The 26,379-nt window shown below is 69.1% G+C and carries 22 protein-coding genes; 15 read left to right on the top strand and 7 right to left on the bottom strand.

Annotated elements, in window-relative coordinates:
• Positions 1-5: 5 nt before the first annotated feature.
• From R2APBS1_RS11550 to lpxK, 3 genes are read left to right on the top strand one after another with little or no spacing between them, the layout of a single operon-like run.
• The gene (locus R2APBS1_RS11550; protein ID WP_007508927.1) at positions 6-437 is read left to right on the top strand and encodes an ExbD/TolR family protein; all 432 of its coding nucleotides are present in this window, start codon (positions 6-8) and stop codon (positions 435-437) included.
• The gene (msbA, locus tag R2APBS1_RS11545; RefSeq protein ID WP_015448063.1) at positions 434-2,218 is read left to right on the top strand and encodes a lipid A export permease/ATP-binding protein MsbA; all 1,785 of its coding nucleotides are present in this window, start codon (positions 434-436) and stop codon (positions 2,216-2,218) included. Before R2APBS1_RS11550 ends, msbA begins: the two co-directional genes overlap by 4 nt.
• An 8-nt stretch (positions 2,219-2,226) precedes the next feature.
• Complete coding sequence (gene lpxK / locus R2APBS1_RS11540; protein ID WP_015448062.1) at positions 2,227-3,228, top strand: tetraacyldisaccharide 4'-kinase; 1,002 nt, start codon at positions 2,227-2,229, stop codon at positions 3,226-3,228.
• Here the strand turns inward: lpxK and hutI are convergent.
• Both hutI and R2APBS1_RS11530 read right to left on the bottom strand, forming a co-directional pair.
• Positions 3,165-4,427, bottom strand: coding sequence for an imidazolonepropionase (gene hutI / locus R2APBS1_RS11535; RefSeq protein ID WP_015448061.1), 1,263 nt, complete (start codon positions 4,425-4,427; stop codon positions 3,165-3,167). The two genes, lpxK and hutI, sit on opposite strands and share 64 nt — an antisense overlap.
• A gap of 315 nt (positions 4,428-4,742) precedes the next feature.
• Positions 4,743-6,302 carry a bifunctional GNAT family N-acetyltransferase/carbon-nitrogen hydrolase family protein gene (locus R2APBS1_RS11530; protein WP_015448060.1) on the bottom strand — a complete coding sequence of 520 codons (1,560 nt, stop codon included), beginning with the start codon at positions 6,300-6,302 and terminating at the stop codon, positions 4,743-4,745.
• 93 nt (positions 6,303-6,395) lie between these two features.
• On the opposite strand from R2APBS1_RS11530, the gene R2APBS1_RS11525 reads away from it, so the two are divergent.
• The 8 genes from R2APBS1_RS11525 (at position 6,396) to R2APBS1_RS11490 (ending at position 15,707) form a co-directional block, all read left to right on the top strand.
• The gene (locus R2APBS1_RS11525; RefSeq protein WP_015448059.1) at positions 6,396-7,766 is read left to right on the top strand and encodes a formimidoylglutamate deiminase; all 1,371 of its coding nucleotides are present in this window, start codon (positions 6,396-6,398) and stop codon (positions 7,764-7,766) included.
• Positions 7,767-7,845: 79 nt separating this feature from the next.
• Positions 7,846-8,577: an ABC transporter ATP-binding protein gene (locus R2APBS1_RS11520; RefSeq protein ID WP_007514889.1), complete on the top strand. Its 732-nt coding sequence runs from the start codon at positions 7,846-7,848 to the stop codon at positions 8,575-8,577.
• The gene (locus R2APBS1_RS11515) at positions 8,574-10,940 is read left to right on the top strand and encodes an ABC transporter permease (RefSeq protein ID WP_015448058.1); all 2,367 of its coding nucleotides are present in this window, start codon (positions 8,574-8,576) and stop codon (positions 10,938-10,940) included. Before R2APBS1_RS11520 ends, R2APBS1_RS11515 begins: the two co-directional genes overlap by 4 nt.
• A 10-nt stretch (positions 10,941-10,950) precedes the next feature.
• Positions 10,951-12,150: an efflux RND transporter periplasmic adaptor subunit gene (locus R2APBS1_RS11510; protein WP_015448057.1), complete on the top strand. Its 1,200-nt coding sequence runs from the start codon at positions 10,951-10,953 to the stop codon at positions 12,148-12,150.
• A gap of 118 nt (positions 12,151-12,268) precedes the next feature.
• Positions 12,269-12,673, top strand: a complete 405-nt coding sequence (locus R2APBS1_RS11505) for a DoxX family protein (protein WP_007511037.1) — start codon at positions 12,269-12,271, stop codon at positions 12,671-12,673.
• A 143-nt stretch (positions 12,674-12,816) separates the two neighbouring features.
• Positions 12,817-13,803 (top strand): multidrug resistance efflux transporter family protein, encoded by a 987-nt coding sequence (locus tag R2APBS1_RS11500; RefSeq protein WP_015448056.1) that lies wholly within the window; start codon positions 12,817-12,819, stop codon positions 13,801-13,803.
• 19 nt (positions 13,804-13,822) lie between these two features.
• The gene (locus tag R2APBS1_RS11495) at positions 13,823-14,368 is read left to right on the top strand and encodes a hypothetical protein (RefSeq protein ID WP_236100216.1); all 546 of its coding nucleotides are present in this window, start codon (positions 13,823-13,825) and stop codon (positions 14,366-14,368) included.
• Positions 14,369-14,459: 91 nt separating this feature from the next.
• Entirely contained in the window at positions 14,460-15,707 is a 1,248-nt protein-coding gene (locus tag R2APBS1_RS11490; RefSeq protein WP_007511043.1) for an MFS transporter, read from the top strand.
• A 79-nt stretch (positions 15,708-15,786) separates the two neighbouring features.
• Here the strand turns inward: R2APBS1_RS11490 and R2APBS1_RS11485 are convergent, their stop codons facing one another.
• Positions 15,787-17,073 (bottom strand): alkaline phosphatase family protein, encoded by a 1,287-nt coding sequence (locus R2APBS1_RS11485; RefSeq protein ID WP_007511045.1) that lies wholly within the window; start codon positions 17,071-17,073, stop codon positions 15,787-15,789.
• Positions 17,074-17,122: 49 nt separating this feature from the next.
• On the opposite strand from R2APBS1_RS11485, the gene R2APBS1_RS11480 reads away from it, so the two are divergent.
• On the top strand, positions 17,123-17,539 hold the full coding sequence (locus tag R2APBS1_RS11480) for a hypothetical protein (RefSeq protein ID WP_007511047.1): 417 nt from the start codon (positions 17,123-17,125) through the stop codon (positions 17,537-17,539).
• A gap of 26 nt (positions 17,540-17,565) precedes the next feature.
• On the opposite strand, the gene R2APBS1_RS11475 is transcribed toward R2APBS1_RS11480, so the two are convergent.
• From R2APBS1_RS11475 to R2APBS1_RS11460, 4 genes are all read right to left on the bottom strand, one after another.
• Positions 17,566-18,078, bottom strand: coding sequence for a methylated-DNA--[protein]-cysteine S-methyltransferase (locus R2APBS1_RS11475; RefSeq protein ID WP_015448055.1), 513 nt, complete (start codon positions 18,076-18,078; stop codon positions 17,566-17,568).
• Complete coding sequence (locus tag R2APBS1_RS11470; protein ID WP_015448054.1) at positions 18,075-19,580, bottom strand: DNA-3-methyladenine glycosylase 2; 1,506 nt, start codon at positions 19,578-19,580, stop codon at positions 18,075-18,077. The genes R2APBS1_RS11475 and R2APBS1_RS11470 overlap by 4 nt, the downstream gene beginning before the upstream one ends.
• A 158-nt stretch (positions 19,581-19,738) precedes the next feature.
• Positions 19,739-20,320 (bottom strand): hypothetical protein, encoded by a 582-nt coding sequence (locus R2APBS1_RS11465; RefSeq protein ID WP_007511052.1) that lies wholly within the window; start codon positions 20,318-20,320, stop codon positions 19,739-19,741.
• A gap of 118 nt (positions 20,321-20,438) precedes the next feature.
• Positions 20,439-20,987 carry a YybH family protein gene (locus R2APBS1_RS11460; RefSeq protein ID WP_007511054.1) on the bottom strand — a complete coding sequence of 183 codons (549 nt, stop codon included), beginning with the start codon at positions 20,985-20,987 and terminating at the stop codon, positions 20,439-20,441.
• 162 nt (positions 20,988-21,149) lie between these two features.
• Here R2APBS1_RS11460 and R2APBS1_RS11455 point away from each other — a divergent pair, with 162 nt between their 5' ends.
• The 3 genes from R2APBS1_RS11455 (at position 21,150) to R2APBS1_RS19690 (ending at position 26,378) form a co-directional block, all read left to right on the top strand.
• Positions 21,150-22,766 (top strand): tetratricopeptide repeat protein, encoded by a 1,617-nt coding sequence (locus R2APBS1_RS11455; RefSeq protein WP_007511056.1) that lies wholly within the window; start codon positions 21,150-21,152, stop codon positions 22,764-22,766.
• A gap of 67 nt (positions 22,767-22,833) precedes the next feature.
• Positions 22,834-24,504, top strand: coding sequence for a urocanate hydratase (gene hutU, locus R2APBS1_RS11450; protein ID WP_007511058.1), 1,671 nt, complete (start codon positions 22,834-22,836; stop codon positions 24,502-24,504).
• Between the two features lie 203 nt (positions 24,505-24,707).
• On the top strand, positions 24,708-26,378 hold the full coding sequence (locus tag R2APBS1_RS19690) for an AAA family ATPase (RefSeq protein ID WP_015448052.1): 1,671 nt from the start codon (positions 24,708-24,710) through the stop codon (positions 26,376-26,378).
• The last annotated feature ends 1 nt before the right edge of the window (position 26,379 follow it).

The following is a 26,379-nucleotide window of genomic DNA, read 5'->3' as shown; positions in this document are numbered from 1 at the left end:
CACCGATGCGTATCGGCAACGACCGCCGCGGCGACGACTTCGAGATCAACGTGATCCCGTTGATCGACGTGCTGCTGACCCTGCTGATGTTCTTCGTGCTGACCAGCACGTTCATCCAGCACTCGCGCCTGCAGGTGACCTTGCCGCAGGCGAGCACGCAGGACCGCGACATGGATACGCCGGCGCTGACCATCATGATCGACCGCGACGGCCGTTTCTACGTCGGCAGCGACGAGGTGATGGGCGAAGGCATCGAGGCGTTGAAGCAGACCATCGCCCGCAATGCAGGTGACGATCGCGCACGCCAGGTGACGATCCGCGCCGACGCGCTGACGCCGAACCAGAATGTGGTCACCGCGATGGATGCGCTGGGCCAGCTCGGCTTCACCCGGCTGTCGATCGCCACCACGCCAACCAAGCCGGGTAGCAGCCAGTGAGCACCGGCGGGACTGGTGTATGGGATGCCGAAAGCCTGCGCATCTACCGGCGCCTGCTGGGCTATACCGGCCGCTACTGGCTGATCGGGCTGGTCACCCTGGCCGGCATGGCGGTGGACGGCGGCGGCCTGGTGGTGTTCACCAAGCTGCTGCAGCCGCTGATCGACAAGCTGTTCGCCCAGAAGGATCCGTACCTGATCTTCTGGATGCCGATCTGGATCATCGCGATCTTCGCGGTGCGCGGCGTCGGCACCTTCGTCAGCAGCTACGGCGTGTCCTACATCGGGCGCAACGTGGTGCAGGTGATGCAGCATGACGTGTTCGGCGCCTACCTGCGCCTGCCGGCGACGTTCTTCGGCGCCGAGGCCTCGGGCCACCAGGTGTCGCGCATCACCTACACCAGCGAACAGGTGGCCTCGGCCTCCACCGATGCGGTGAAGATCGTGGTGACCGAAGGCGTCACCGTGATCGGCTGCCTGTACGTGATGCTGTACTACAGCGCCTACCTGACCCTGGCCCTGCTGGTGATGGTGCCGGCGATCGCGCTGATCGCCACCGTGGTCAGCCGGCGCTACCGGCAGATCAGCTGGCGCATCCAGGGCAGCATGGGCTCGGTCACCGGCACCGTGGAGGAATCGGTGGGCGCGCATCGCGAGGTGCGCATCTACGGCGGCCAGCGGCACGAGTCGGATCGCTTCGACGTGGTCACGCAGCGCACCAAGCGGTTCAACCTGAAGATCGCGGCCACCAACGCTCTCTCCAGCACGGCGATCCAGACGGTGGCGGCATGTGCGCTCGCCGCGCTGGTCTACCTGGGCACGCGGCCGGGGGTGATCGACAACATCTCGCCGGGCGTGTTCGTGGCGGTGCTGACTGCAATGGGCACCATGATGCCGTCGCTGAAACGGCTCACCACGGTGCAGGCGAACATCCAGCGCGGCCTGTCCGCGGCCACCGACCTGTTCGAAGTGATCGACATGCCGCCGGAGATCGACCAGGGCACCCGCGAGCTGGCGCGCACGCGTGGCGACCTGCGCTTCGAGGACGTGCGGCTGACCTACCCGCGCAACGACTTCGAGGCCCTGCGCGGCGTCGACCTGCATTGCGCGCCCGGCACGGTGACCGCCCTGGTCGGCCGTTCCGGCAGCGGCAAGAGCAGCCTGGCCAGCCTGCTGCCGCGCTTCTACGAGCCCAGTGGCGGGCGCATCGTGCTGGACAGCGAGGACTACCGGAACTACACGCTGGCCTCGCTGCGCCGGCAGATCGCCTGGGTCGGGCAAAGCGTGGTGCTGTTCGACGACACCGTGGCCAACAACATCGCCTACGGCGAACTGGCCGGCGCCGGCGAGGCGGACATCGTCGCCGCCGCCGAGGCGGCCAACGCGATGGAGTTCATCGCGCGCCTGCCGCAGGGTATCCACACGCCGATCGGGCAGAGCGGCAACACGCTGTCCGGCGGCCAGCGCCAGCGCATCGCGATCGCCCGCGCGATCCTCAAGAACGCGCCGATCCTGGTGCTGGACGAGGCCACCAGCGCGCTCGACACCGAGTCCGAGCAGCTGATCCAGCAGGCGCTGCAGCGCCTGATGCGCGACCGCACCACGCTGGTGATCGCGCATCGCCTGTCCACCATCGAGGGTGCCGACCAGATCGCAGTGATGGAGCAGGGCCGCATCATCGAGCGCGGCACCCACGCCGAGCTGATTGCGCTGAACGGCCAGTACGCCGCGCTGCACCGGATGCAGTTCCACGACCATGCCGTGAACCTCGGCAGCGATTGAGGACGCCCGTGGCGCTGATCGACACGCTCGAATCGGCTTGGTACGGCAGCGGTCGCGCACCGTGGTGGACGGCGCCGCTGGCGGCGCTGTACGGCGGCGCGGTTAGCCTGCGCGGCGCGCTTTACCGGCGCGGCTGGTTGCGCAGCGTGCGCCTGCCGGTGCCGGTGGTGGTGGTCGGCAATGTCACGGCGGGCGGCACCGGCAAGACGCCGCTGACCATCGCGCTGGCGCGCGCCTTGCGCGAGCGCGGCTACCGGCCGGGCGTGGTCAGCCGCGGCTACGGCGGCCGCCAGCGCGAACCGCTGCTGCTCGGCGACGCGCCTGAGCCGGCGCAGGTCGGCGACGAGCCCTGCCTGATCCGTGCCGGCGGCGTGCCGGTGGCGGTCGGGCGCGACCGCCCGGCGGCGGCGCGGCTGCTGCTGGATGCCGGCTGCGACGTGCTGATCGCCGACGACGGCTTGCAGCACTACCGCTTGGCGCGTGACGTGGAGGTCTGCGTGATCGATGGCGTGCGCCGTTTCGGCAATCGGCGGCTGCTGCCGGCCGGGCCGTTGCGCGAACCGCTGGATCGGCTGCGCCGCGTCGACCTGCGCGTGTGCAACGGCGGTGCGGCCGAAGCCGGCGAGTATCCGATGCAGCTGCGCGGCGGCGAGGCGGTGGCACTGGATGGCGGCCGCATGCAGGCGCTGGCGAACTTTGCCGGCCAGCGCGTACACGCGGTGGCCGCGATCGGCAACCCGCGGCGCTTCTTCGACAGCCTGCGCGGGTACGGCATCGAACCGATCGAGCATGCGTTCGCCGACCATCACGATTTCGTCGCGACCGAGCTGGAATTCGGCGACGGCTTGCCGCTGCTGATGACCGACAAGGATGCGGTCAAGTGCCGCCGCTTCGCCCGGCCGAACTGGTGGCGGGTGCCGGTGCAGGCGCAGCTGCCGGACGCGTTCTACGCGGCGCTGGTCGAACGGTTGGGCGGTTTGCGCCGCGAAACGGGTTCGCCGGCCACGTAGACCCGACGCGCCAGGCCGCCGCCGATCCAGTAGCACAGTTCGGCGGGCTGGCGCGCGTTCCACACCACCAGATCGGCGCGCTGGCCCGCGGCGAGCGTGCCGCGATCGCGCTGTCCCAGCGCGCGGGCCGCATTGACGGTGACCCCGCGCAGCGCTTCTTCCGGGCTGAGCCGGAACAGCGTGCAGGCCATGCCGGCGGCCAGCCGCAGCGACAGCAGCGGCGAGGTGCCGGGGTTGCAGTCGGTGGCGATCGCGATCGGCACGCGCTGTTCGCGCAGTGCCGCGACCGGCGGCAGTTGCGTTTCGCGCAGCGCGTAGAACGCGCCGGGCAGCAGCACCGCGACGGTGCCGGCCTGCGCCATCGCCGCGATGCCGGCCTCGCTCAGGTGCTCCAGGTGATCGGCCGACAAGCCGCCGTACTCGGCGACCAGGGCGGCGCCGCCCAGATCGGACAACTGCTCCGCGTGCAGCTTCACCGGCAGGCCGAGCTGCCTTGCGCGCTCGAACACGCGGCGGGTCTCCTCGCGGCTGAAGCCGATGCCCTCGCAGAACGCGTCGACCGCGTCGACCAGGCCCTCGGCGGCGAGCGTGGGCAGCATGTCGTCGCAGACCAGCGCCACGTATTCGTCCCGCCGGTCCTTGTATTCCGGCGGCAGCGCGTGCAGGCCCAGGAAGCTGGTGCGGACCGTGATGCTCAGTTCGCGGCCGAGGCGGCGCGCCACGCGCAGCATGCGGCGTTCGCTGTCCAGCTCCAGCCCGTAGCCGGACTTGATCTCCAGCGTGGTCACGCCATCGGCCAGCAGCGCACGGGCGCGCGGCAGCGATTGCTCGAACAGCTGCTGCTCGCTGGCGGCGCGAGTGGCGTTGACGCTGGAGGCGATGCCGCCGCCGGCGCGGGCGATGTCCTCGTAGCTGGCGCCGTTCAGGCGCAGCTCGAACTCGTGCGCACGGTTGCCGCCGAACACCAGATGGGTGTGGCAGTCGATCAATCCCGGCGTGACCAGCGCGCCGTCCAGCGATTCCACCGTGGCGGCGAGGGCATCCGGCGCATCCGGCAGCTCGTCCTGCCGACCGACCCAGGTGATGCGGCCGTGATGCAGCGCGATCGCGCCGTGCCGGATCAGGCCGTAGGGCGTGTCGTCGGCGAACGTGGCCAGGGTGGCGTTGAGCAGCAGTCGATCCCAGCGAGGGTCATTCATGGGGTGCCGGTTCCGCGTGGATGGTGGGATGATCGCAAGAGGCCTGCGGCCATGGCGCGATTATCGCAGACCGCGTATCCACCTGTAGGAGCCCGCTCGCGGGCGATGCTCTTGCTGCATTCAGAGCGAAGAGCTTTCGGGCGCCGCAGGCAGACGAAAGCTCTTCGCTCTAAAACTCATCGCCATGAATGCAGCAAAAGCATCGCGCACAAGCGCGCTCCTACAGGTGCTCGTGAACGAAAGCTCGTCGCTTTGAATGCGACAAGAGCAAGAGCATCGCGCGCAGGGTATGTCCCTGCAGCCACCACCGCCCCATCAGCGCGGCCGCCAGCGTGTCTCGTACAGGTCGAAGCGGCGGTCCTTGAGGTTGGTCACCGCGCCGGCGTTGCGCGCGCGAGCCAGGCTTTCCAGGCGCAGGTCGGCGAACAGCACGGTCTCGATGTTCGGGGTGGAATCGGCGGCGATGCCGTCGCGCGCGAACGGGAAGTCGCTCGGCGTGAGGATGCAGCTCTGGCCATACTGGATGTCGAAGTTGTTCACCCCCGGCAGGTTGCCCACGTTGCCGGACAGCACCACATAGCACTGGTTCTCGATCGCGCGCGCCTGCGCGCAGTAGCGCACGCGCAGGTAGCCCTCGCGCACGTCGGTGCAGAACGGCACGAACAGGATCAGCGCGCCCTGGTCGACCAGGTAGCGCGCCACCTCGGGGAACTCCGCGTCGTAGCAGATCATCACGCCGATCGGGCCGCAGTCGGTTTGCACCGTGGCTGCGCTGTCGCCGCCGACGATGTTCCACACGTTGCGTTCGCTCGGCGTGGGGTGCAGCTTCTCGCGCTCGTGGATCGAACCGTCGCGCAGGCACACGTAGCAGACGTTGTGGATGTCGCCGTTGGCCTGCTCGGTGGGGTGGGTGCCGGCGATGATGTTGATGTTGTAGTGCACCGCCAGCCGGCCGAACAGTTCCTTCACCTGTGGCGTGTAGTGGCTGAGCTTGCGGATCGATTCCACCGGCGACAGCTCGGTGTTCTCGATCGACAGCAGCTGCAGCGTGATCAGCTCGGGGAAGGTGACGAAGTCGGCGCTGTAGTCGGCGGCGATGTCGGTGAAGTATTCGACCTGGGTGGCGAACTCCTCGAACGAAGCGATTCGCCGCTGCTGGTATTGCACCGAGGCCACCCGCACCGAATCGGGCAGCAGCCGGGCCGAGGTGATCGGCGGGATGTCGGGCTGGTCGAGCAGTTGCGGGTTGCGCCAGACCAGATGCACGGCATAGCCCAGCGACTCGTGGTCGGACGGCACGTAGGCGCGCAACACACCGATTACTTCGAAATCGTTGGACAGCTGGAAGCTCAGCGTCTGGTCGCGGCGCCTGCCTTCCACCACGGCCTGCACGTAGGCCTCGGCGCTGCCGTAGCGCTGGATGTTCCGCGCCAGCCCCGGGATGCGCCCGCCGAACACGATGCCGCGCAGCTTGAGGTCCATGCACAGGCGCTTGCGCGCCTGGTACAGCCGCTGGCCGATGCGCATGCCGCGGTAGTCCGGGTGCACCACCACTTCCATGCCGTACAGCCAGTTGCCGTCCGGCTTGTGGCGCGAGCCCATGCCGCCGCCGGTGATCTGCATCCAGGTGTGGGCGCTGAGCGCGGTGGCCTCGTCGATGCGGAAGGTCGCGCAGTAGCCCACGATCACGCCTTCGTACTCGACCACGAACTGGCCTTCCGGGAAGTGCGTCTGCTGCGAGCGCAGCATCTCGGCGGAGTGGCCCCACTCGGGCGTGTAGATGCGCGCGGTCAGCAGGACCAGGGCCGGCACGTCGGCCGGGGTGGCCAGGCGCAGCTGCAGTTTTGGGGCGTTCTCGCTGGTCTTGCGGATCATCGCCCGATCATGCCCAGGCCGGCGGCAAACGCGGGTGAAGGGGATTTCACGGAGGCGGTTACACTGCGCAGCATCGCGTACCGGAGCCGATCCATGAATGACAGCACTGCCGTTGCCCACTTCAAGGCCGGCCAGCTATGGCGCGCGCATGGCTGGCAGGCCGATGCGGCGCTGGGCGTGTCCGCCGATGGACGCCTGCTGGCACCGACCGGCGCGGCCGCCGAAGCGCTCGGCCGCTGGGTGCTGCCGGGCATGCCGAACCTGCATTCGCACGCGTTCCAGCGCGCGATGGCGGGGTTGGCCGAGCGGCGCGGCAAGGCCGAAGACAGCTTCTGGAGCTGGCGCGAAACGATGTACGCGTTCGCCGCCACGATCGGCCCGGATGAACTGCAGGCGATCGCCGCGCAGCTCTACGTGGAGATGCTCAAGGCCGGCTACACCAGTGTCTGCGAGTTCCACTACCTGCATCACCAGCCGGACGGCACGCCGTATGCCCGCCCCGAGGCGATGTCGCTGGCGCTGATCGAGGCGGCACGCGAAGCCGGCATTGGCCTGACCCTGCTGCCGGTGCTGTACCTCAGCGGCGGCTTCGACGGCCGTGCGCTGAGTGCGCGCCAGCGCCGTTTCGGCCATGCCGTTGATGCCTGGCTGCGCCTGCTGGAGACGCTGCGCCGGCAGCAGAACGACGAGGTGTGCGTGGGCATCGCGCTGCATTCGCTGCGCGCGGTGCCGGAGTCCGCGCTGCGCGAAGTGCTGGCAAGCGAGCTGGCGGCCAGCGGGCCGATCCACCTGCACATCGCCGAGCAGGTCGGCGAAGTGCAGGACTGCCTGGCCACCCGCGGCGCGCGGCCGGTGGAATGGCTGTTCGAGCACGCCGCGGTCGACGCGCGCTGGTGCCTGGTGCATGCCACCCACCTCACGGCGGCGGAAACCGCGCAGCTGGCGCGCAGCGGCGCGGTGGCCGGGCTGTGCCCGACCACCGAGGCGAACCTGGGCGACGGCCTGTTCCCACTGGCCGACTACCTCGATGCCGGCGGTACGCTCGGCATCGGCTCGGACTCGCACATCTCGATCTCGCCGGTGGAGGAACTGCGCTGGCTGGAATACGGCCAGCGCCTGGCCACCCGCCACCGCAACATCGGCGCGCGGCAGCCGGGCGACAGCGTGGGCGAGACGCTGTGGCGCGCCGCGCTGCGTGGTGGTGCCCAGGCCGCGGGTCGGCCGGTGGGTGAACTGCGCGACGGCGCGCGCGCCGACCTGATCGTGCTGGACGACGCCTCGCCGCTGCTCGCCGCGCGCGACGCCCGCTCGCTGCTGGACAGCTTCCTGTTCGCCGGCAACACGCCGCTGGTGCGCGACGTGATGGTCGGCGGGCGCTGGCAGGTGCGCGATTTCCGTCACCGCGACGAGGAGCGCATCGCGCAGCGCTATCGGCGCGTGGTCGACTCGCTCGAAGTTGCCTGAAGTCATGAACCGGCCCGCGCGCTGCGGTTAGCCTGAACGCCATCGCCACCTTCGGGCGGTTGCCGGGCGGAGTGCATGCATGGCTGTGGTCGCGCCGTTGCCGGTCGGGGAGGCGGTGTTCCGTGCCCGCGGCCTGACCAAGACCTATCGCATGGGCGAGGTCGAGGTGCATGCCCTGCGCGGGATCGACCTGGACCTGTTCCGCGGCGAGTTCGTGGTGCTGCTGGGGCCCTCGGGCAGCGGCAAGTCGACCCTGCTGAACATCCTGGGCGGGCTCGACGCGCCCACCGCTGGCGAGGTCTGGTACGAGGGGCACCACCTGACCGGCGCCAGCGAGCGCGAGCTGACGCTGTTCCGCCGCGAACACGTCGGCTTCGTGTTCCAGTTCTACAACCTGATTCCCAGCCTCACCGCACGCGAGAACGTGGCGATCGTCACCGAGATCGCCGAGCAGCCGATGACGCCGGAGGAGGCGCTGGCGCGGGTGGACCTGGCCGACCGCATGGACCACTTCCCGGCGCAGCTGTCCGGCGGCCAGCAGCAGCGGGTGGCGATCGCCCGCGCGATCGCCAAGCGGCCGGCGGTGCTGCTGTGCGACGAGCCCACCGGCGCGCTCGACTCGGCCACCGGCGTGCGGGTGCTGGAGGCGCTGGAACGGGTCAATGCGGAACTGGGCACCACGACGGTGGTGATCACCCACAACGCGGACATCGCGCGCATGGCGCATCGCGTGCTGTACCTGGGCGACGGCCGCATCGTGCGCGAGGAGCGCCCGGCGCAGCGCACGCCGGCGAAGGAGCTGCGCTGGTGAGCGCGCTGACGCGCAAGGCATGGCGCGACCTGTGGCACCTGCGCGGGCAGGCGCTGGCGATCGCGCTGGTGATCGCCAGCGGCGTCGCCACGCTGGTGATGTCGCAGTCCACCTACGAATCGCTCACCGCGACGCGCGAGCAGTTCTACCGGCAAGGCGCGCTGGCCGACCTGTGGGCGCCGCTGGCGCGTGCGCCGGACACCCTGCTGGCGCACCTGGCGGCGCTGCCCGGCGTGCAGACCGTGCAGGCGCGGCTGCTGGCACTGGGCACGCTGGGTGTGCCCGGTTTCGACGAGCCGGTGCGCGCCGAGGTGGTGTCGTTGCCGCTGCAGGGTGGCCAGCCGCTGCTCAACCGGGTGCAGCTGCGCAGCGGCCGCCTGCCGGCCCCGGAGCTCGACAACGAGGTGGTGGTGGGCGAGGCGTTCGCCGCGGCGCACGCCTTGCGTGTCGGCGACCGCCTGCGGCTGACCCTGCGCGGTCGCCAGCGCTGGCTGCGCGTGGTCGGCGTGGGCACCTCGCCGGAGTACGTCTACCAGAGTCCGCCGGGTGCGGTCTTTCCCGACTTCAAGCGCTATGCCGTGCTGTGGATGAACCGCCACGCGATGGAAAGGGCGCTGGACATGGATGGCGCGTTCAACAACGTGGTGCTGCGCCTGCTGCCGGCGGCACGGCCCGCCGCGGTGATCGCCGGGCTGGACGCCGCGCTGGCGCGCTACGGCGGCGTCGGCGCCTACGGCCGCCACGAACAGACCTCGGCACGCTACCTGGAAGAGGAGATGCGCCAGCTGCGGACCATGGCGCGGCTGTTCCCGGCGATCTTCCTGGGCGTGGCCGCGTTCCTGCTGCACGTGGTGCTGATGCGCCTGATCGGCACGCAGCGCGAGCAGATCGGCGTGCTCAAGGCGTTCGGCTACGGGCATCGCGCGCTGGCGGCGCACTACCTCGGCATGGCCGCGGTGATCGCGCTGCTGGGCGCGGGCCTGGGCATCGCGCTGGGCGCCGCCCTGGGCAGCTGGCTGGCGCACGTCTACCAGGGCATCTACCGGTTTCCGTTCCTCGCCTATCGGCTCAGCGCCGGGGCGATCGCCACCGGTGCCGCGGTCAGCCTGGCCGCCGCCGCGGCCGGTGCGCTGATGGCGCTGCGTGCGGCTGCCAGCCTGCCGCCGGCCGAGGCGATGCGCGCCCCGGCGCCGCCGCGCTTCGGCCCCACGCTGGTCGAGCGGCTGGGCCTGCAGCGCTGGTTGTCGCAGCCGGCGCGGATGATCCTGCGCGACCTGGAGCGCCGCCCCGGCCGCGCCGCGTTCACCGTGCTCGGGCTGGCGCTGGCCTGTGCGGTGATCATGGTCGGCCGCTTCCAGGGCGATGCGGTCGGCTACATGGTCGACACCCAGCTCAGCCTCGCGCAGCACCATGACCTGGCGGTGACCTTCATCGAAGCGGCGCCGCGGCGGGTGCTGTTCGAGCTGGCCGCGCTGCCCGGCGTGCGCGAGGCCGAGCCGATCCGGACGGCGCCGGTGCGGCTGGTCCATGGCCTGCGCAGCTATCGCACGGTGATCGAGGGGCTGCCGCCGGCGGCGCGCCTGCGCCGGCCGCTGGATGCCCGGCTGGGCGCGGTGACGCCGCCGGCCGATGGCGTGCTGCTGACCGACTACCTGCAGCGCATGCTGGCGCTTGAGCCTGGCGACACGATCGAGGTGCAGGCCCTGCAGGGGCACCGCCACGTGCGCGAGGTGCGCGTGGCCGGCTTCGTGCACGAGACGATCGGGGCGCAGGGCTACATGGATCTGGACGCGCTGAACCGGCTGCTCGGCGACGGCGACGTGGTTTCCGGCGTGCTGCTCGGCGTGCTGCCCGGTGCCGAAGCGGACGTCTATGCGCACCTGGATCGCCGCCCGTGGGTGGCCGGCATCAGCTCGCGGCTGGCGTCGGTGCGCAGCTTCTACGCCACCATGGGCGAGAGCCTGCTGGTGTTCACCTGGGTGGCGGCCTTGCTCGGCGGGGTGATCAATTTCGGGCTGGTCTACAACGCCGCGCGGATCAGCCTGTCCGAACGCGGCCGCGAGCTGGCCAGCCTGCGCGTGCTGGGCATGACCGAGGGTGAGGTGAGCGCGCTGCTGCTGGGGCAGCTGGGCCTGCTGGTGGCGATCTCGCTGCCGTTCGGCTTCGCCGCGGGCTGGGGCCTGTGCTGGGTGATGGTGCAGGGCTTCCAGTCCGAGCTGTTCCGCATCCCGATCCGGCTGACCACCGCCACCTACGCGTTCGCCGGGCTGATGGTGCTCGGCGCCAGCGTGGTATCAGCGCTGCTGGTGCACCGGCGCATCGCGTGGCTGGACCTGATCGCCGTATTGAAGACCCGCGAGTGAGGACTGCCTGATGAGTGTGAAGCACCGCCGCTGGATCGTTGCCGCCGTCGCGGTCGCCGCCGTCGTTGCCGTGGCGTGGTGGGCGCTGCAGTCCGCGCCGCGGCCACTCGACGTGGTGGCGGTCACGCGCGGCCCGCTGGTGCAGCGGTTCGAGGAAGAGGGCCGCACGCAGTTGCCGCGGCGCTGGGTGCTGACGGCGCCGATCGCCGGCACGCTGCGGCGGATCGACCTGCTGCAAGGCGACGCGGTGAAGGCCGGGCAGCTGGTGGCGGTGATCGAGCCGCTGCAGGGTGCCCTGCTGGACCCGGCCAACCGCACCCGCCTGCTGGCCGAGGAGCAGGCTGCGCAGGCCTCGATGCAGGCCGCGCAGCAACGGTTGGCGGCCGCCCAGGCCGATGCCGAGCTGGCCGCGCGCGACGCGCGCCGCATGCGCGCGCTCGGCGCGTCCGGCGTGGTGAGCGTGGCCGCGCTCGACGAAGTCGAGGCACGGCTGGCCCGCGCGCGCGCGGCGGCCGCGGCGGCGCAGGCCGAGCGCCGCGCCGCCGGGCAGCAGCGCGCGGCACTGGCGGCGCTGCTGCTCGGCCAGGGCCGCAGCGGCGGGCAGGTGGTCGAGCTGCGTGCGCCGATCGACGGCGTGGTCCTGCATCGTTTCCAGGAAAGCGCGGCGCCGGTGCAGGCCGGGCAGTCGCTGCTGGAACTGGGCGACCTGCGCCAGCTCGAGGTGATGGTGCAGGCGCTGTCGCAGCAGGCGATCGCGCTGCGGCCGGGTTCGTCGGCGCGGATCCTGCGCTGGGGCGGCGAAGGTGCGCTGCCGGCGCGGGTGACGCGGATCGAGCCGGGCGGTTTCACCAAGGTCTCGGCGCTGGGTGTGGAGGAACAGCGCACCCTGGTGTGGCTGGACATCACCGCGCCGCGCGCGCAGTGGGAGTCGCTGGGCGACGGCTACCGCGTCGAGGTGGAGTTCGAGGTGGGGCGTCGCCCCGACGTGCTGCAGGTGCCGTCCAGCGCGCTGTTCCGCGATGGCCGGCGCTGGGCGGTGTACCGCGTGGCCGGTGGCCGCGCGCGGCTGACGGCGGTCACCCCGGGGATGCAGGGCGATGGCGCGACGGAGATCGTGGCGGGTCTGCGCCAGGGCGAACGGGTGGTCGCCTATCCGGACGACCGCATCGCCGACGGCTTGCGCGTGCGCCCGCTGGCCGCCTCGCCGTGAAGGCGCGGGCGCCGCTCGCGGAGATCGGCCCGTGCGGCGGTCGGGCAATCGGTTTAGCCTGTGTGCGCGTTGCGTGCCGTCGACGACGGTTTTCCGAAAACCACCGGGGGAGAGTCCCATGCAAAGTTCTGCGGATCTGGGCAAGTTGGTGCTTCGTGTCGTGCTGGGTGGGTTGATCCTGTTCCATGGCGTGTCCAAGCTGATCCACGGGCCGGGTTACATCATCGGCGTGGTCACCGGCGCCGGCCTGCCGTCGATGCTGGCCTACGGCGTGTATGTCGGCGAGGTGCTGGCACCGCTGCTGCTGCTGGCCGGGTGGTGGAGCCGGGTCGGCGGGCTGATCATCGTGATCAACATGCTGGTGGCGATCGGGCTGGTGCACATGGGCCAGCTCGCCACGCTGGCCGACACCGGCGGCTGGGCGCTGGAACTGCAGGGCATGTTCCTCGGCACCGCATTGGCGATCATGCTGCTCGGCGCCGGCCGCTACAGCCTCGGCGGCAGCAACGGCCGCTGGAACTGAGCGGCCTTTCGTCCGCTATCGGTTGACCGGAACGCCCGCCTGCAACGGCGGGCGTTTCGCATGCACTCCACCGTTGCCGTGCCCGGGTGCTTCGCAGGCGCGGCGCGATTTGCCACACTCGACGTTTGGCCCGATGGCACCGCATGCGTACGAATGCCCTTGCCGCGGTGGGACTGGCGCTGTGCTCGGCGCTGTTCTTCACGCTCACCTACGTGCTCAACCGCAGCCTGGTCGCTGGCGGCAGGCATTGGGCGTGGGCGGTGATCCTGCGCTACCTGATCACGTTGCCGCTGCTGGTCGTGGTGCTGCCGCTGCAAGGTGGGCTGGGCGAATTGCCGCGCGAATTGCGCCGGCATGCGCGGCCGTGGCTGCTGTGGAGCAGCGTGGGCTTCGTGCTGTTCGGCGTGCCGCTGACCTGGGCGGCGAGCAGCGGGCCGTCGTGGCTGGTCGCCGGCAGTTTCCAGACCACCGTGCTGGCCGGGCCGCTGCTGGCGCCGCTGATCTATCGCGACGAACGGCGCCGGCTGGCGTGGCACACGCTGGCGCTCGGCGCGCTGATCGTGGCCGGCGTGTTCGCGCTGCAATGGGGCCATGCGCAGGGGCAATTGCACGCCGGCGACTGGCTGGCGATCGGCGCGGTGGTGCTGTCCGCGTTCGCCTATCCGCTGGGCAACCGTCGGCTGCTGCTGCACCTGGAGCATTGCGACAGCCGGCTCAACGCGGTGCAGCGGGTGTTCGGCATGACGCTGTGCAGCTGGCCGCTGTGGCTGGCGTTCGCGCTGGTCGCGTGGTTCGCGGTCGGCCCGCCGACGCTGCGCGAGGCGCTGCTGGCCGGCGGCGTGGCGCTGTCCTCCGGCACCATCGCCACCATCCTGTTCTTCCGCGCCACCGACATGGTGCGCCGCGAGCCGACCGCGCTGGCCGCGGTGGAGGCGATGCAGGCGGCCGAGCTGCTGTTCGCCACGCTGCTCGGCGTGCTGTTCCTCGGCGAGGCCTGGCCGCACGGCTACGCCGCGTTCGGCGCGCTGGCGATCATCGTCGGCATCGCGCTGTTCGGCTGGGTCAGCGGGCGCGGTGCGGCCGGGCACGACGAGGAAGTGCGCGCGTTGCGCGGCGACCGCAGCGCCTGAAGGACATGACTGCTGGCACGTGCAGGCATCGTGGCGACGGCGTATCCCGGAACATTCCGGACCGCCCGCAGAGAAACCCATGCCGACAGACATCCGTCCTTCGCCAAGGCTTGCCGTCCTTTACGGCGGTTTCGTCGCCGGCTCGCTCGACATTCTTGCCGCGGCGCTGATCAACCGGGTCGATCCGCTCATCATCCTGCGCGCGATCGCCAGCGGCCTGCTCGGTCGTGCCGCGTTCCAGGGCGGCTTGCCGGTCGCGGCGCTGGGCTTGCTGCTGCAGTGGGCGATGTCGCTGCTGATTGCGGCGATCTTCGTGTTCGCCGCCGGGCGGATGGCCTGGCTGGGCCGGCGCTGGATCGCGGCCGGCCTGCTTTATGGCATGCCGGTGTTCGTGGTGATGGAGTACGTGGTGGTGCCGCTGTCCGCGGCGGCGAAGCCGCATTTCAGCGCACTCTCCCTCGTCGAGAACCTGCTGGCGATGCTGCTGTTCGGCCTGATTGTGGCGTTCTTCGCCCGCGGCATCCGGCCCCGCTCGCCCCCGGATCAAGTCCGGGGCAGGCTCTGAGCGGCGCCGGTCACGGATGGCAGGCATTTCGGCGCGAGCTACACTCGCCGCGGACGGGAGCGCCTCTGCTCCCCCGGATTGATGCGAGCCGATGACCGATTCTGCAGACGGGCTTGTCCACCACGGCACGCCCGCGTTCCGGCGCACCAACCTCGCGCTGTTCGCCGCCGGCTTCGCCACCTTCGGGCTGCTGTACTGCGTGCAGCCGCTGATGCCGGAGTTCAGTCGCCACTACGCGGTGAGCGAGGCGGCGGCGGCCTTGTCGCTGTCGCTGACCACCGGCGTGCTCGCGTTCGCGATGCTGTTCGCCGGCGGCGTCTCCGACGCGTGGGGGCGCAAGCCGGTGATGGTGGCCTCGCTGCTGGCTTCGGCGCTGCTGGTGCTGGTGACCGCGGCGATGCCGGACTGGACCGCGCTGCTGGTGGTGCGCACGCTGCTCGGGCTGACCCTGAGCGGGCTGCCGGCAGTGGCGATGACCTATCTCGGCGAGGAGATGGACGCCGACTCGATCGGCCTGGGCATGGGCCTGTACATCAGTGGCAGCGCGGTCGGCGGCATGGGCGGGCGGCTGATTTCCGGCGTGCTGGCGGACTTCTTCGGCTGGCGCATCGGCGTGGCGGTGGTCGGCGTGATCGGCGTGCTGGCCGGGCTGGTATTCTGGCGCGCGCTGCCGCCGTCGCGGCATTTCATGGCGCAGCCGCTGCGCTGGCGCACGCTGGCGGGGCGCTTCGCCGGCATGTTCCGCGACCGCGGCCTGCCGTGGCTGTTCGTCGAGGGCTTCCTGCTGCTCGGCGCGTTCGTCACCGTCTACAACTACCTCGGCTACCGGCTGATGGCGCCGCCGTACAAGCTGAGCCAGGCGGTGGTCGGGTCGATCTTCGCGATCTACCTGATCGGCACGTTCAGCTCGGCGTGGATGGGCCACCTGGCCGGCAAGCGCGGCCGGCGCAAGGTGTTGTGGACGGCGTTCGCGCTGATGCTGGTCGGCGTGGCGTTGAGCATGGCGCGGCCGCTGCCGCTGGTCATGCTCGGCATCGTGGCGATCACGTTCGGCTTCTTCGGCGGCCACTCCATCGTCAGCAGCTGGGTCGGCCGCCGCGCCGGTGCGGCGAAGGCGCAGGCCGCGTCGGTGTACCTGTTCTGCTACTACATGGGTTCGAGCATCGCCGGCGCCAGCGGCGGGCTGTTCTACGCGTCGTTCGGCTGGAGCGGGGTGGCGCTGTTCGTCGGCCTACTGGTGCTGGCCGGCCTCGCGATCGCGCTGGCACTGTTCCGCCTGCCGCCGCTGGCCGACGTGGCCACGCCGCCGACGCCGATGAGCAAGGGCGCGATGGGGTAAGCGCGCCCCTGTGCGCGAATGCTGCTGGCTTTGATCAAGCCCCCGAGCCATCGCGCACAGGGTGCGTTCCTGCAGGGATTTATTGCGCGGCGGCCTTCAGCATGCCTTTCACCGCGTCGTAGTCGCCGTCGTTCGCGGCGGCGGGCAGGCCGAGCAGGTGGGTCATCAGCGGGTAGACGTCCACGTTCGGGAACGCCGGCAGCTGCGCGCCGACGCGGAACGCCGGGCCGTGCGCCACGAACAGCGCCTGCATCAGCGGCTCGGCGTTGTCGTAGCCGTGCTCGCCCAGGCTCAGCCGGCCCTTGCGTTTCGCCGCGTGCTCGCTGGTGGTGATGCGCCAGTGCACGTTCGCCAGGCACAGCAGCTGCGGCACGCGCGGGTTGCTGCCGTAGGCCAGCCGCGCCGGCACGCGGGTCTTGTCCCAGCACTGCATGTGCGGCTGTGGCTGCTCCAGGGTCCGTTCGACCTGCGCGAAATCGGCGCGCGCCGCGGCGCTGTCCGACGCCGGGTTGAAACCGGCCAGGATGCCCAGGCTGACCGTGTGCACCCGGTCGAGCGGGACCAGCTGGTCGATCAGCACGCTGTTCGCCTCCGGCACGCCGGCCATGCCGTGGTCGGACAGCACGATCAGGTTGATCCGGTCGAACAGGCCGCGCTGTTGCAGTCCCGCGACCAGCCGCGCCAGCGCGGTGTCGGTCTCGCGCAGCGCCGCGTTCACCTGCGCCGTGTCCGGTCCGTAGAGATGGCCGGCGTGATCGACCGCGTCGAAGTACAGGGTGAGGAAGCCGGGGCGCTCGGCGGCCGGAAGGTCCAGCCAGGCCAGCACCTGGTCCACCCGCTGGTCGGGTGTGACGTTGCCGTCGAACGGCTTCCAGTAGTCCGGCCGATGGCCGTGGATGTCCGCCTCCGAGCCGGGCCAGAACATGATGCCGGTGCGCAGACCGTGCTGGTCCGCGGTCTCCCAGATCGGCGTGCCACCGGCCCACCAGCGGCCGTCGCTGATTGCGTGGCGGCTGCTCAGCGAGAACTTGCCCAGCTGCGGGTCGAACATCGTGTTGTTGACCACGCCGTGATGGTCCGGGGTGAGGCCGGTGATCAGGGTGTAGTGGTTCGGGAACGTCAGCGACGGAAACGCCGGCTGCATCGAGGTGGCCTGCACGCCGCCTTGCGCCAGCATCGCCAGGGTCGGGCTGAGCCCGCGCTGCAGGTAGTCGGGGCGGTAGCCATCGATCGAGATCAGCAGCAGCGGGACGGGTTGGCCGGTCGGCGTCGCGTAGGCAGTGGCGGGCAGGGCCGGGCGCTGCGTGGCGCAGCCGAAGCTGAATGCTGCCAGCGAACACAGCAGCAGGCGAAACAGGATTTTCATGCAGGGGACCTTACGATGGATTCAAGCCATCGCATGATCGCGCACCGCCATGACCATTACACGTATCGTTGGATATTTCCCGCTGCGGCGCACGTTGCTCGTCGGCGCGCTGGCGCTGGCCCCGTTCGGCGCCGCCTGCGCCTGGCAGCAGTCCGGCGCGCAGCCAGTGATCCGTCCGGTGCCGCCGAGCGTGCGCTTCCAGCAGGATGCCCAACAGCAGCAGGTACGCGACGAGTTGCAGAAGAGCCAGCTGCAGCAGCAGCTCCGCCAGAGCGTGTCGGACAACGCGAAGCTTCCGGCGGCGAAGGATGCACGCGCCCAGCGGCAGCTCGACCAGGCCGAGCAGGCGCAACGCGATCGCGACCGGGCCCGGGAACAGGATCTGCTCGACCGCGCGCGTGATGCGAGCGAGCTGCCGCGGGTGCTGCCGCAGCCGTTGCCGGCATCCGGACGCAGCGGCGGCTGATCGGGCGCTCCCACGGGGCTTCGGTTTCAGCCGAACAGGTCGCCGCGCGCGATGCGGTCTTCCAGATCCAGCAGGTAACGCTTCGTCGGCAGGCCGCCGCCGAAGCCGGTGAGGCTGCCGTCCGCGCCGATCACCCGGTGGCACGGCAGCACGATCGGCAGCGGGTTGCGCCCGTTCGCGGCGCCGACCGCGCGCACCGCCAGCGGCTTGTCGATGCGCCGGGCCAGTTCGCCGTAGCTGATCGTGACGCCGTACGGAATCCGCCCCAGCGCGTGCCACACCTCCAGCTGGAACGGCGTGCCGACGGGGTGCAGCGGCAGCTCGAAGTGCTGGCGCTCGCCGGCGAAGTATTCCTCCAGCTGCACGCGCGCGAACTTCAGCGGCGCGGCTGCGCGGACCCAGCCCGGGTGCGCCTTTTTCGGATGGCGTTCGCGCTCGAACCAGACCTCGCGCAGGCCGCGGCCGTCCGCGACCAGGCGCAGCGTGCCGACCGGGCTGTCCATCTCGTCGTAGTAAACGGTGTCGGGTTCGTTCGTCATGCGGTCGCCTCCGGCTTTTTTCGGCGTGCCGGCGACGGTGCTTCCGATGCGCCGCGCCACAAGTGGATGACGGCGTACGCGCGCCACGGCCGCCACGCGTCCGCGCGTCCGGTCAGTGCCTTCGTACTCAGCGGCGCGGCATCCGGCGCCGCCTCGCGGCGCAGGATCAGGTCCGCCGCCGGGAACGCGTCCGGGTCGCTCAGCGCGCGCATCGCGATGTAATGCGCCGTCCACTCGCCGATGCCGGGCAGCGCGACCCAGCGCGCCACGAACGCATCCAGCGATTGCTCCGCGCGGAAATCCACGCGGCCGTCCAGCAGCGCCTGCGCCATGCCGCTGATCGTCGCGGCGCGCGTCGTGGTCAGGCCGATCTCGCGCAGGTCTGCCTGCGCCAGCGCGGCCGGCGTCGGGAACGACCGTTCCAGCCCCGGCAGCGGCGCCGCCGGCAGCGGTTCGCCCCAGCGCTGCACGATGCGCGTCGCCAGCGTGCGCGCCGCGGCCACGCTGATCTGCTGGCCGAGGATCGCGCGCACCGCGATCTCGAAACCGTCCCAGCCGCCGGGCAGGCGCAGGCCGGGATGGCGCGCGAGCAGCGGACCGAGCACGGCGTCGCGGCGGAACGTGTCCGCGATCGCCTGCGGGTTCGCGTCCAGGTCGAACATCCGCCGCAGCGTCGTCACCACGCCGAGCAACTGCGTCGGTTGCGGGCAGTGCAGTTGCAGCTGCAACGCATGCTCGCCGCCCGGCCACGCGCTCAGGCGCAGCCAGCCCGGCGCGTTCGCCGGGCCGAACACGCGCGCATAACTGTGTTCGTCGACCTGTTCCACGCCTGGCAGCGCGCGCGTGCGCAGGAACGCGAGCAGCGCATCGAACGCATACGGCGGCCGGTAGCCGAGCCGCAGCACCAGCGCCGCGCCGGCCGCCGCGCGCGGGTGCCGGCGCAGTTCGCGCGGCGCGATGCGGTTCGCCTGCGCAAACGCCGCGTTGAACCGGCGCAGGCTGCGGAAGCCGGATGCGAGCGCGACTTCCGTCACCGGCAGCGCGGTCTCGGTCAGCAGCTGTTTCGCGAACAGCAGCCGGCGCGTCGTGTGCACGCTGACCGGCGGCGCGCCGATGCGCTCGACGAACAGGCGGCGCAACTGCCGCGCGCCGATGCCGACGCGCAGCGCCAGGTCGTCCAGCGACTGCTCCGCCAGCGCGCCGGCCTCGATCAGCTTCAACGCGCGCGCGACGACGTGATCGCCGCGCTGCCACTGCTCGTTGCCCGGCGCCAGTTCCGGCCGGCAACGCAGGCACGGCCGGAACCCGGCCGCTTCCGCGGCGGCCGCGTTCGCGTAGTAACGCACGTTCTCGCGCTTCGGCGTCGGCGCCGGGCATACCGGCCGGCAGTAGATGCCGGTGCTGCTGACCGCGGTGAAGAACAGCCCGTCGAAGCGCGCGTCGCGGCTGAGTCGGGCCTGTTCGCAGACATGCGGTGCGGGCAGGGTGGGCAGTTCGTTCATGGGTGCAGGCTAGCACCGTCACGATGGCCTGACTCGCCGTTTTCGGACATCAATGGCACGGGAAAAACGGGCCGGTCGGGGCGGCAGATTCAACCGGCCAGACGATCAGGGCGCGGGAACGATCCACGCCGGCATCGCGCATGCTTCGCTCCAGTACTTCACTTGATCGGCGCCATCAGGTGCTCGTACGGCGTGTCGGCCCACATCACGTACGGTGCCCCCGTATCCGGGTCTGCGCTCTTCGGATAGTTCGCATAGAACGCCGGATCCGCGCCGACGATCATCACGTGCGGTCCGGTCTTGATCCAGTGGTTGCCGCTGGCCGGTTTTTGCGCGTACGGGTCCGTGTTGCTCGCGTCCGTGCCGCCGGCCAGCATGTACATCAGGCCGAGCTTGCCGGCCGGTGGCGTTTTCTTCGCCATGTACGCACTGATCCATTCCATCGCGTTCTGGTCCATGCACATCGGGTCCGGCCCCGGCGTCGACGGGTTGTCCGGCATGCAGGTGAACCCGTTCGTGCCCTTGCGCAGCGTGCGCAGCGTGCCATCCGCGCCCATCGCCACGATCGTGGCACCCTTCGCGACGCGTGCCGGTGCCGCGTGCATCGCGCTCGCGATCATTTGCGCATCGCTCATTGCCGGGTGTTCCACCGCCAGCACGCCGCCGCCGCCGGCGAACAGCGCAGCGGCGACGAGGGCTCCGCTTTTCCAGCTCGGTCTTTTCCAGCCTGTGGTACGCATGACAACCTCCTCACGGTGACTGGTGACGGTCACTCCGGGGTTCCCGCGAGAAGTCTGTGCCGCCGCCATGGCGCGGTCAATCGGCGCGATGACGGGCCGGGCGAGCGGCCGGCGCGGATCAGTTCGTGCCGGCGGCGGCCGGGCAACGGGGCTGGCGGCCGGCGTGGAACGCGGCGACATCCGCGTCGCCCGCCGGCTTGCCGGCGTCGCCGCCGTCGAACGCGACGCGCCAGGCGCCGTCGCCGGCGCGGCGCCATACCGTCGCGAACCGGCCGGTCACGTAACGCGGCTGCGCGCCCGGCGCCGGGTTCTCGAACAGGTACGCGCCGCTGGAGTACGCGAGCGTGCCGTCGCCCGACGCCACGACCTGCTGCGGGTACCAGTCCACCCGCTGCGTCCTGCCCGCGATGAACGCGGCCCAGTGCCGGCGCACCGCGGCCAGTCCGCGCGTCGGCTGCGGCGTGTTAGCGTCGAACACCGCGTCCGCCATGACGTGCTCGGCGAATGCCGCCGCGTCATGCCGCTGCACGCTCTGCGCGAACGACAACTCGCGCTGCCAGACCTGGCACGCCGGCTGGTCCATGGCCGGTGGCGGCGTGGCCGCGAACGCGGCGGACGTGCAGGCGATCGACCACGGCAACAGCAGCAACCCGGTTCGGCGTGGCATCGGCGTGCTCCTCGTTCGTGGCGATATCGCAGCATCCTGCGAACGTCGCCGGGTCGCCAGTGCCGCAGCGTGGCGTTACTCAAGGCGAACGCCGGCGCTGCCCGACAACCGCCGGTGGCGCAGTATGATCGGCAAGGTTCGGGTGGCCTGGGGGAGGCGCGCATGAACTCGAAGCAACGCGGTGTGCTGATCGCGGCCATCGTCCTGCTGGGCGTCGGCGAAGGCGTGTGGATCGCCCATTCGGTGTATGCGCAGATCGGCCATCAGGAGCAACTCCTGATGGCGCGACAGCCCACACCTCCGTCGCTGCCGGCCGCCCGCGAGTTCACCCGCGACGAGGGCTACGCGTTCCTCGCTGCCGCGAAGAAAGCCGAGGCGATCGCCGATCCGCTGCAGCGCTGCCTGGCCTACCCCGATCCACCGGACAGTCACTGGTCGCACGATGCGGTGGCCGCGTACTGCCATTACCGCATGCAACCGTTGCTCACGTTTGCCGAGGCGCAGTCGCTGATCCAGCAGGGCCATGCCGCCGAGCTCGATCGCCGTCTCGCCGCCGCCTTGCAGGCGCAGCAGACCCAACCGGATTCGCACGGCCTGCTCGACCGCATCTACCAGGAAGCGTTCCGAAACGGCTCGTTCGACATTCGCCCGACCCTCGATGCCTGGAAACGCGATTCGCCGAACAGCGCCTTCGCGCTCGCCGCCAGCGGCATGGCCTACGTGGCCATGGCCGGCGATGCGCGGGGAGCCCAATACATGAAGGACACGCCGCAGGACAGCGTCGACTCCATGCACAAGCTGCTGGCCCAGGCCGACAGCGACCTGCGCCAGGCGATTGCGCTGAACCCCAGGCTCACACCGGCCTATATCGCCCTGATCAACGCCGGTGGCCTCGGCTTCGGTCGCGCGTACACCGACGCGGCGATCCGCAGCGCGCTGGTCGTGGCGCCGGACGATTACGCGATCCGCAGCATGGCGATGTGGACGCTGGAGCCGAAGTGGGGCGGCTCGCTGGACGCGATGGACCGGTTCGCCGCACAAGCGCAGGCGTATACGCGCACGAATCCGCTGATGCGGCTGATGTTGTCGGAGCGGCCGTACTACCAGGTGGACAACTGCGATTGCACGCAGGACGCCGAGCTGGCGGCGTATCCGGCCGCGCTGGACCAGTTGGCCAGCATCACTTACCTCGAACGGGCCGGCCTCGCGGCGGACGGCAACCGGAACATGGCCGTGCCGGGAATCTACCTGTCCGAGGCGCTGCGTTTCGGCTCGGAAAAAGATGACGTGCGCACCCACCGCGTCTCCGCGCTGGTGGATTTCGACGAGGCCGCCTGGGCCGTCGCCGACATGAGCCGCCTGCTGGCCGCGTCGCCACGCCATGCGGACGCGCTCAGGGCACGGGCCTACGCCTACGAAATGCAGGCCGACTATGCGCATGCGGAACAGGATTTCCGCGCGCTGCTGGCGATCGATCCGGACGACATGCATGTGCTGCCCCAGCTCGGCGACATGTTCGTGAACCTGGCGCATGACTGGGCCAAGGGCTGGGCCGTGGCCGACCAGCTGATCCGCGAGCAGCCGCAGAACCCGTACGGCTGGATCCTGCGCGCGACCATCCAGGAACAACAACCACGGCCGGGACTGGACGCCACCGCCAACCATCTGCAGGCGCAGTTCGGCAAGGACCCGCAGATCGCGAAAATCATCGTGCGCATGCGCGCGGCGGTGGCCCTGCGCAAGCATGCCGGCATCGATGCGCGGACGAGCGCGCCATGAGCATGGCTCCGGGTCGCCGTGGCAGCTGGCCTATACTTCGGGGTCTGTCTTAACGGAGCCTTCGTCCATGACCGCACCCACCCGCATCGACACCACCCGCACCATCCGCGCGCCGCGCGGCAGCGAGCTTTCCTGCAAGAGCTGGCTCAGCGAGGCGCCGTTCCGCATGCTGCAGAACAACCTCGATCCGGAGGTGGCGGAGAACCCGGCCGAGCTGGTGGTGTACGGCGGCATCGGGCGGGCGGCGCGCAACTGGGAGTGTTTCGACGCGATCCTGAAAGCGCTGCGCGAACTGAACGACGACGAGACCCTGCTGGTGCAGTCCGGCAAGCCGGTCGGCGTGTTCCGCACGCATGCCGACGCGCCGCGCGTGCTGATCGCGAACTCCAACCTTGTGCCGCACTGGGCCACTTGGGAGCACTTCAACGAGCTCGATAAGAAAGGCCTGATGATGTACGGCCAGATGACCGCCGGCTCGTGGATCTACATCGGCTCGCAGGGCATCATCCAGGGCACCTACGAAACCTTCGTCGAGATGGGCCGCCAGCACTACGGCGGCAACCTCAAGGGCAAGTGGCTGCTTACCGCCGGCCTCGGCGGCATGGGCGCCGCGCAGCCGCTGGCCGCCTCGCTGGCCGGCATGTGCAGCCTCAACGTCGAATGCCAGCAGAGCCGCATCGACTTCCGCCTGAAGACCCGCTACGTGGACGAACAGGCCAGCGACCTCGACGACGCGCTGGCGCGCATCGCGAAATACACCAAAGCGGGCGAGGCAAAATCCATCGCGCTGCTCGGCAACGCCGCCGACGTGCTGCCGGAACTTGTGCGCCGCGGCGTGCGCCCCGACGCCGTCACCGACCAGACCAGCGCGCACGATCCGGTCAACGGCTACCTGCCGCAGGGCTGGACGGTGGAGCAGTGGTTCGAGCGCCGCAAGGCCGACCCAGTCGGCACCGCGCGCGCCGCCAAGCTGTCGATGAAGACCCACGTCGAGGCGATGCTCGCGTTCCACGCGCAGGACATCCCCACCTTCGACTACGGCAACAACATCCGCCAGATGGCCAAGGACGTCGGCTGCGAGAACGCGTTCGCGTTCCCCGGCTTCGTGCCCGCCTACGTGCGCCCGCTGTTCTGCCGCGGCATCGGTCCATTCCGCTGGGTCGCGCTCTCGGGCGACCCGGAAGACATCTACAAGACCGACCAGAAAGTGAAGGAGCTGATCCCCGACGACGCCCACCTGCACCGCTGGCTGGACATGGCGAAGGAGCGCATCAGCTTCCAGGGGTTGCCGGCGCGCATCTGCTGGGTGGGCCTGGGCCTGCGCGACAAGCTGGGGCTGGCGTTCAACGAGATGGTGCGCAATGGGGAGTTGAAGGCGCCGGTGGTGATTGGGCGCGATCACCTCGACTCCGGCTCGGTGGCTTCACCGAATCGCGAAACCGAGGCGATGAAGGACGGCAGCGATGCGGTGTCCGACTGGCCGTTGCTCAATGCGATGCTCAACGTGGCCGGGGGCGCGACGTGGGTTTCGTTGCATCATGGGGGTGGGGTGGGGATGGGGTATTCGCAGCACTCCGGCATCGTGATCGTGTGCGACGGCACGGCTGAGGCGGACAAGCGGATTGCGCGAGTGTTGTGGAATGATCCGGGGACTGGCGTGATGCGGCATGCGGATGCGGGGTATGAGATTGCGGTGGAGTGTGCGAAAGAGCAGGGGTTGAAGTTGCCGATGGTTTGACCCGGTGAAAACGGTCGCGGAATGAACCCGCTCTCTTCTATACGCGCGTAAGAAAGCGAGAAAGCGCGAGATGATGAGGCGGGGTGCTGGTTTGACTGATGAGTGTTAGTGCGAGTGGGGCTGGTCGAGGAAGAACGGGTAACAAGCCTTAGAATCCTGAAAGACAAGCTGGACGCCAACGAAGCTGCAGGGGAGCTCGAATCATGGCAAAAACCCAAATCGTGGCAACAAATAACGATTCAAGGATCTTGGTGCGGTCGATCGAGTTCGGTCATCCCCCATTTCGTAAGCTATCCAATCTGAAGCTTTCGATTGCCGAAAGGTTGACATTGATAGCAGGCCACAATGGCATCGGGAAGTCCACGATTCTTGGACTTCTCACGAACACTTTTGGATTAACGGAGGGGCCCAAGAGCTACTTCGGCGATCACTTCTACGCGAACATCGAGAAGATCGTATATCTGGCCCTGGACGAAGTAGAGCCTTCGCAAAAACAATTATCCTCTCAGCCAATAGTTGTCTCCGATGTTGAAGGAGTTATTGTCAGGAAGCGATGCGCGATGACAAAGCGTGTGAAAGAGAAGCGCGCGCGCGTCGTTCCGAGAACCGTCGACCGAGCGGATAATGATCCGGTCGGACAAGATGCCAAGATCCCTCTTCCCACGCTTTACCTCGGCATTCGTCGGCTTGCGTCGATTGGCGAAGCTAATGACCGCGACGTGGCAGTCAGTGAGTCAACTATGCATGTTGATGATCGCAAAGTCATGGTTGACTTCATGAATGCCGTGATTCTTGGAGTCGAGGTCACGACTGACGTCACCGAGCAAAGTATTAAAGGCGCGAATAAGCGAACCAGCCAACCTGGCTACAAGCATCACGATGCCCTTGCCGTGTCGATGGGTCAGGATAGCCTTGGGAGTATCGCTACAGCTCTCGCATCATTCAGCAAACTTAAGCGTGAGCAGGATGCAGGTTATAGAGGTGGCCTCTTGGTCATCGATGAGTTGGACGTCGGGTTTCACCCGCATGCAATTGATCGCCTCGCAAAAAATCTAAAGGCATATGCAAAGAAGCTTAACTTGCAGATCATTGCTACTACGCATTCTCCGCGCCTGATTGAGGCAATTCATCCGGATGGGGCTGGGGATCGGCGCGCTCCGGATACAGTGGTGTATTTGCTGGACACAACCACTCCTCGCATCGCAGAAGATCAATCACTCCAAGCCATCATCGACGATATGTCTCTTCGAGAGGACATGCCCGTCAAAGCTTCGAAGCCAGTTCTCGGTGTGTACTTTGAAGACGAAGAAGGTAAGCAGTTCTTCGATGCTTTGGTTCCGGCCGCTAGGAAGGCCGCTCTTGGCAACAAATACGGCGTAAGGATTCGGCCAATTGGCTTGGGTGTAGGCGGATCGAACCTGATCAAGCTTCCGGATCACGATCCCATTTTCAAAGACCGGGTATTGATCGTTGACGCCGATACTTCGATACCAGAAAGGGCAGCGAGACGAAAGAACACGTTGAAGCTACCGTGCCCGGCGGGAGCCTCCGGTACCGATCGCTCGCCTGAGAACGTCATCAAGAACTTCATTCGTTCAATGATAACGGCAACTGACGGCCACCTCCGACAAGCACTTCTCCAGCTAAGCCCGCCTAACCCGTCTAGCGACAAGCTCTTGGCGGCGTTCTTTCCGGACAATACCGGACAAAGTAACGATCGGGATTCCAGCAAAAGTTGGTGGACAGGCCACTGGGAGAAGTTGAAACGGTGGGGAATACTCAATACGTGGATTGCTCATCATTCCGTAGTAGTTGATCACTTTCTTGACGAGTTCGAGAAAGCTGTAGCGGCAACATCGCGCCGCCTCAAGTAGC

Source organism: Rhodanobacter denitrificans, from assembly GCF_000230695.2.
Taxonomy (GTDB): Bacteria; Pseudomonadota; Gammaproteobacteria; order Xanthomonadales; family Rhodanobacteraceae; genus Rhodanobacter; species Rhodanobacter denitrificans.
The sequence above is the reverse complement of the archived record's forward strand: the minus strand, read 5'-3'. Positions and strand labels throughout refer to the sequence as shown.

Coding starts and splice junctions, on each gene's coding strand:
- hutI (WP_015448061.1), bottom strand. CDS start 4,427: ATGAATGACCCTCGCTGGGATCGACTGCTGCTCAACGCCACCCTGGCC.
- R2APBS1_RS11525 (WP_015448059.1), top strand. CDS start 6,396: ATGAATGACAGCACTGCCGTTGCCCACTTCAAGGCCGGCCAGCTATGG.
- R2APBS1_RS11505 (WP_007511037.1), top strand. CDS start 12,269: ATGCAAAGTTCTGCGGATCTGGGCAAGTTGGTGCTTCGTGTCGTGCTG.
- R2APBS1_RS11470 (WP_015448054.1), bottom strand. CDS start 19,580: ATGAACGAACTGCCCACCCTGCCCGCACCGCATGTCTGCGAACAGGCC.
- R2APBS1_RS11460 (WP_007511054.1), bottom strand. CDS start 20,987: ATGCCACGCCGAACCGGGTTGCTGCTGTTGCCGTGGTCGATCGCCTGC.
- R2APBS1_RS11475 (WP_015448055.1), bottom strand. CDS start 18,078: ATGACGAACGAACCCGACACCGTTTACTACGACGAGATGGACAGCCCG.
- R2APBS1_RS11550 (WP_007508927.1), top strand. CDS start 6: ATGCGTATCGGCAACGACCGCCGCGGCGACGACTTCGAGATCAACGTG.
- R2APBS1_RS11500 (WP_015448056.1), top strand. CDS start 12,817: ATGCGTACGAATGCCCTTGCCGCGGTGGGACTGGCGCTGTGCTCGGCG.
- R2APBS1_RS11465 (WP_007511052.1), bottom strand. CDS start 20,320: ATGCGTACCACAGGCTGGAAAAGACCGAGCTGGAAAAGCGGAGCCCTC.
- R2APBS1_RS11490 (WP_007511043.1), top strand. CDS start 14,460: ATGACCGATTCTGCAGACGGGCTTGTCCACCACGGCACGCCCGCGTTC.
- R2APBS1_RS11510 (WP_015448057.1), top strand. CDS start 10,951: ATGAGTGTGAAGCACCGCCGCTGGATCGTTGCCGCCGTCGCGGTCGCC.
- R2APBS1_RS11530 (WP_015448060.1), bottom strand. CDS start 6,302: ATGATCCGCAAGACCAGCGAGAACGCCCCAAAACTGCAGCTGCGCCTG.
- R2APBS1_RS11485 (WP_007511045.1), bottom strand. CDS start 17,073: ATGAAAATCCTGTTTCGCCTGCTGCTGTGTTCGCTGGCAGCATTCAGC.
- R2APBS1_RS11480 (WP_007511047.1), top strand. CDS start 17,123: ATGACCATTACACGTATCGTTGGATATTTCCCGCTGCGGCGCACGTTG.
- R2APBS1_RS11455 (WP_007511056.1), top strand. CDS start 21,150: ATGAACTCGAAGCAACGCGGTGTGCTGATCGCGGCCATCGTCCTGCTG.
- R2APBS1_RS19690 (WP_015448052.1), top strand. CDS start 24,708: ATGGCAAAAACCCAAATCGTGGCAACAAATAACGATTCAAGGATCTTG.
- R2APBS1_RS11520 (WP_007514889.1), top strand. CDS start 7,846: ATGGCTGTGGTCGCGCCGTTGCCGGTCGGGGAGGCGGTGTTCCGTGCC.
- hutU (WP_007511058.1), top strand. CDS start 22,834: ATGACCGCACCCACCCGCATCGACACCACCCGCACCATCCGCGCGCCG.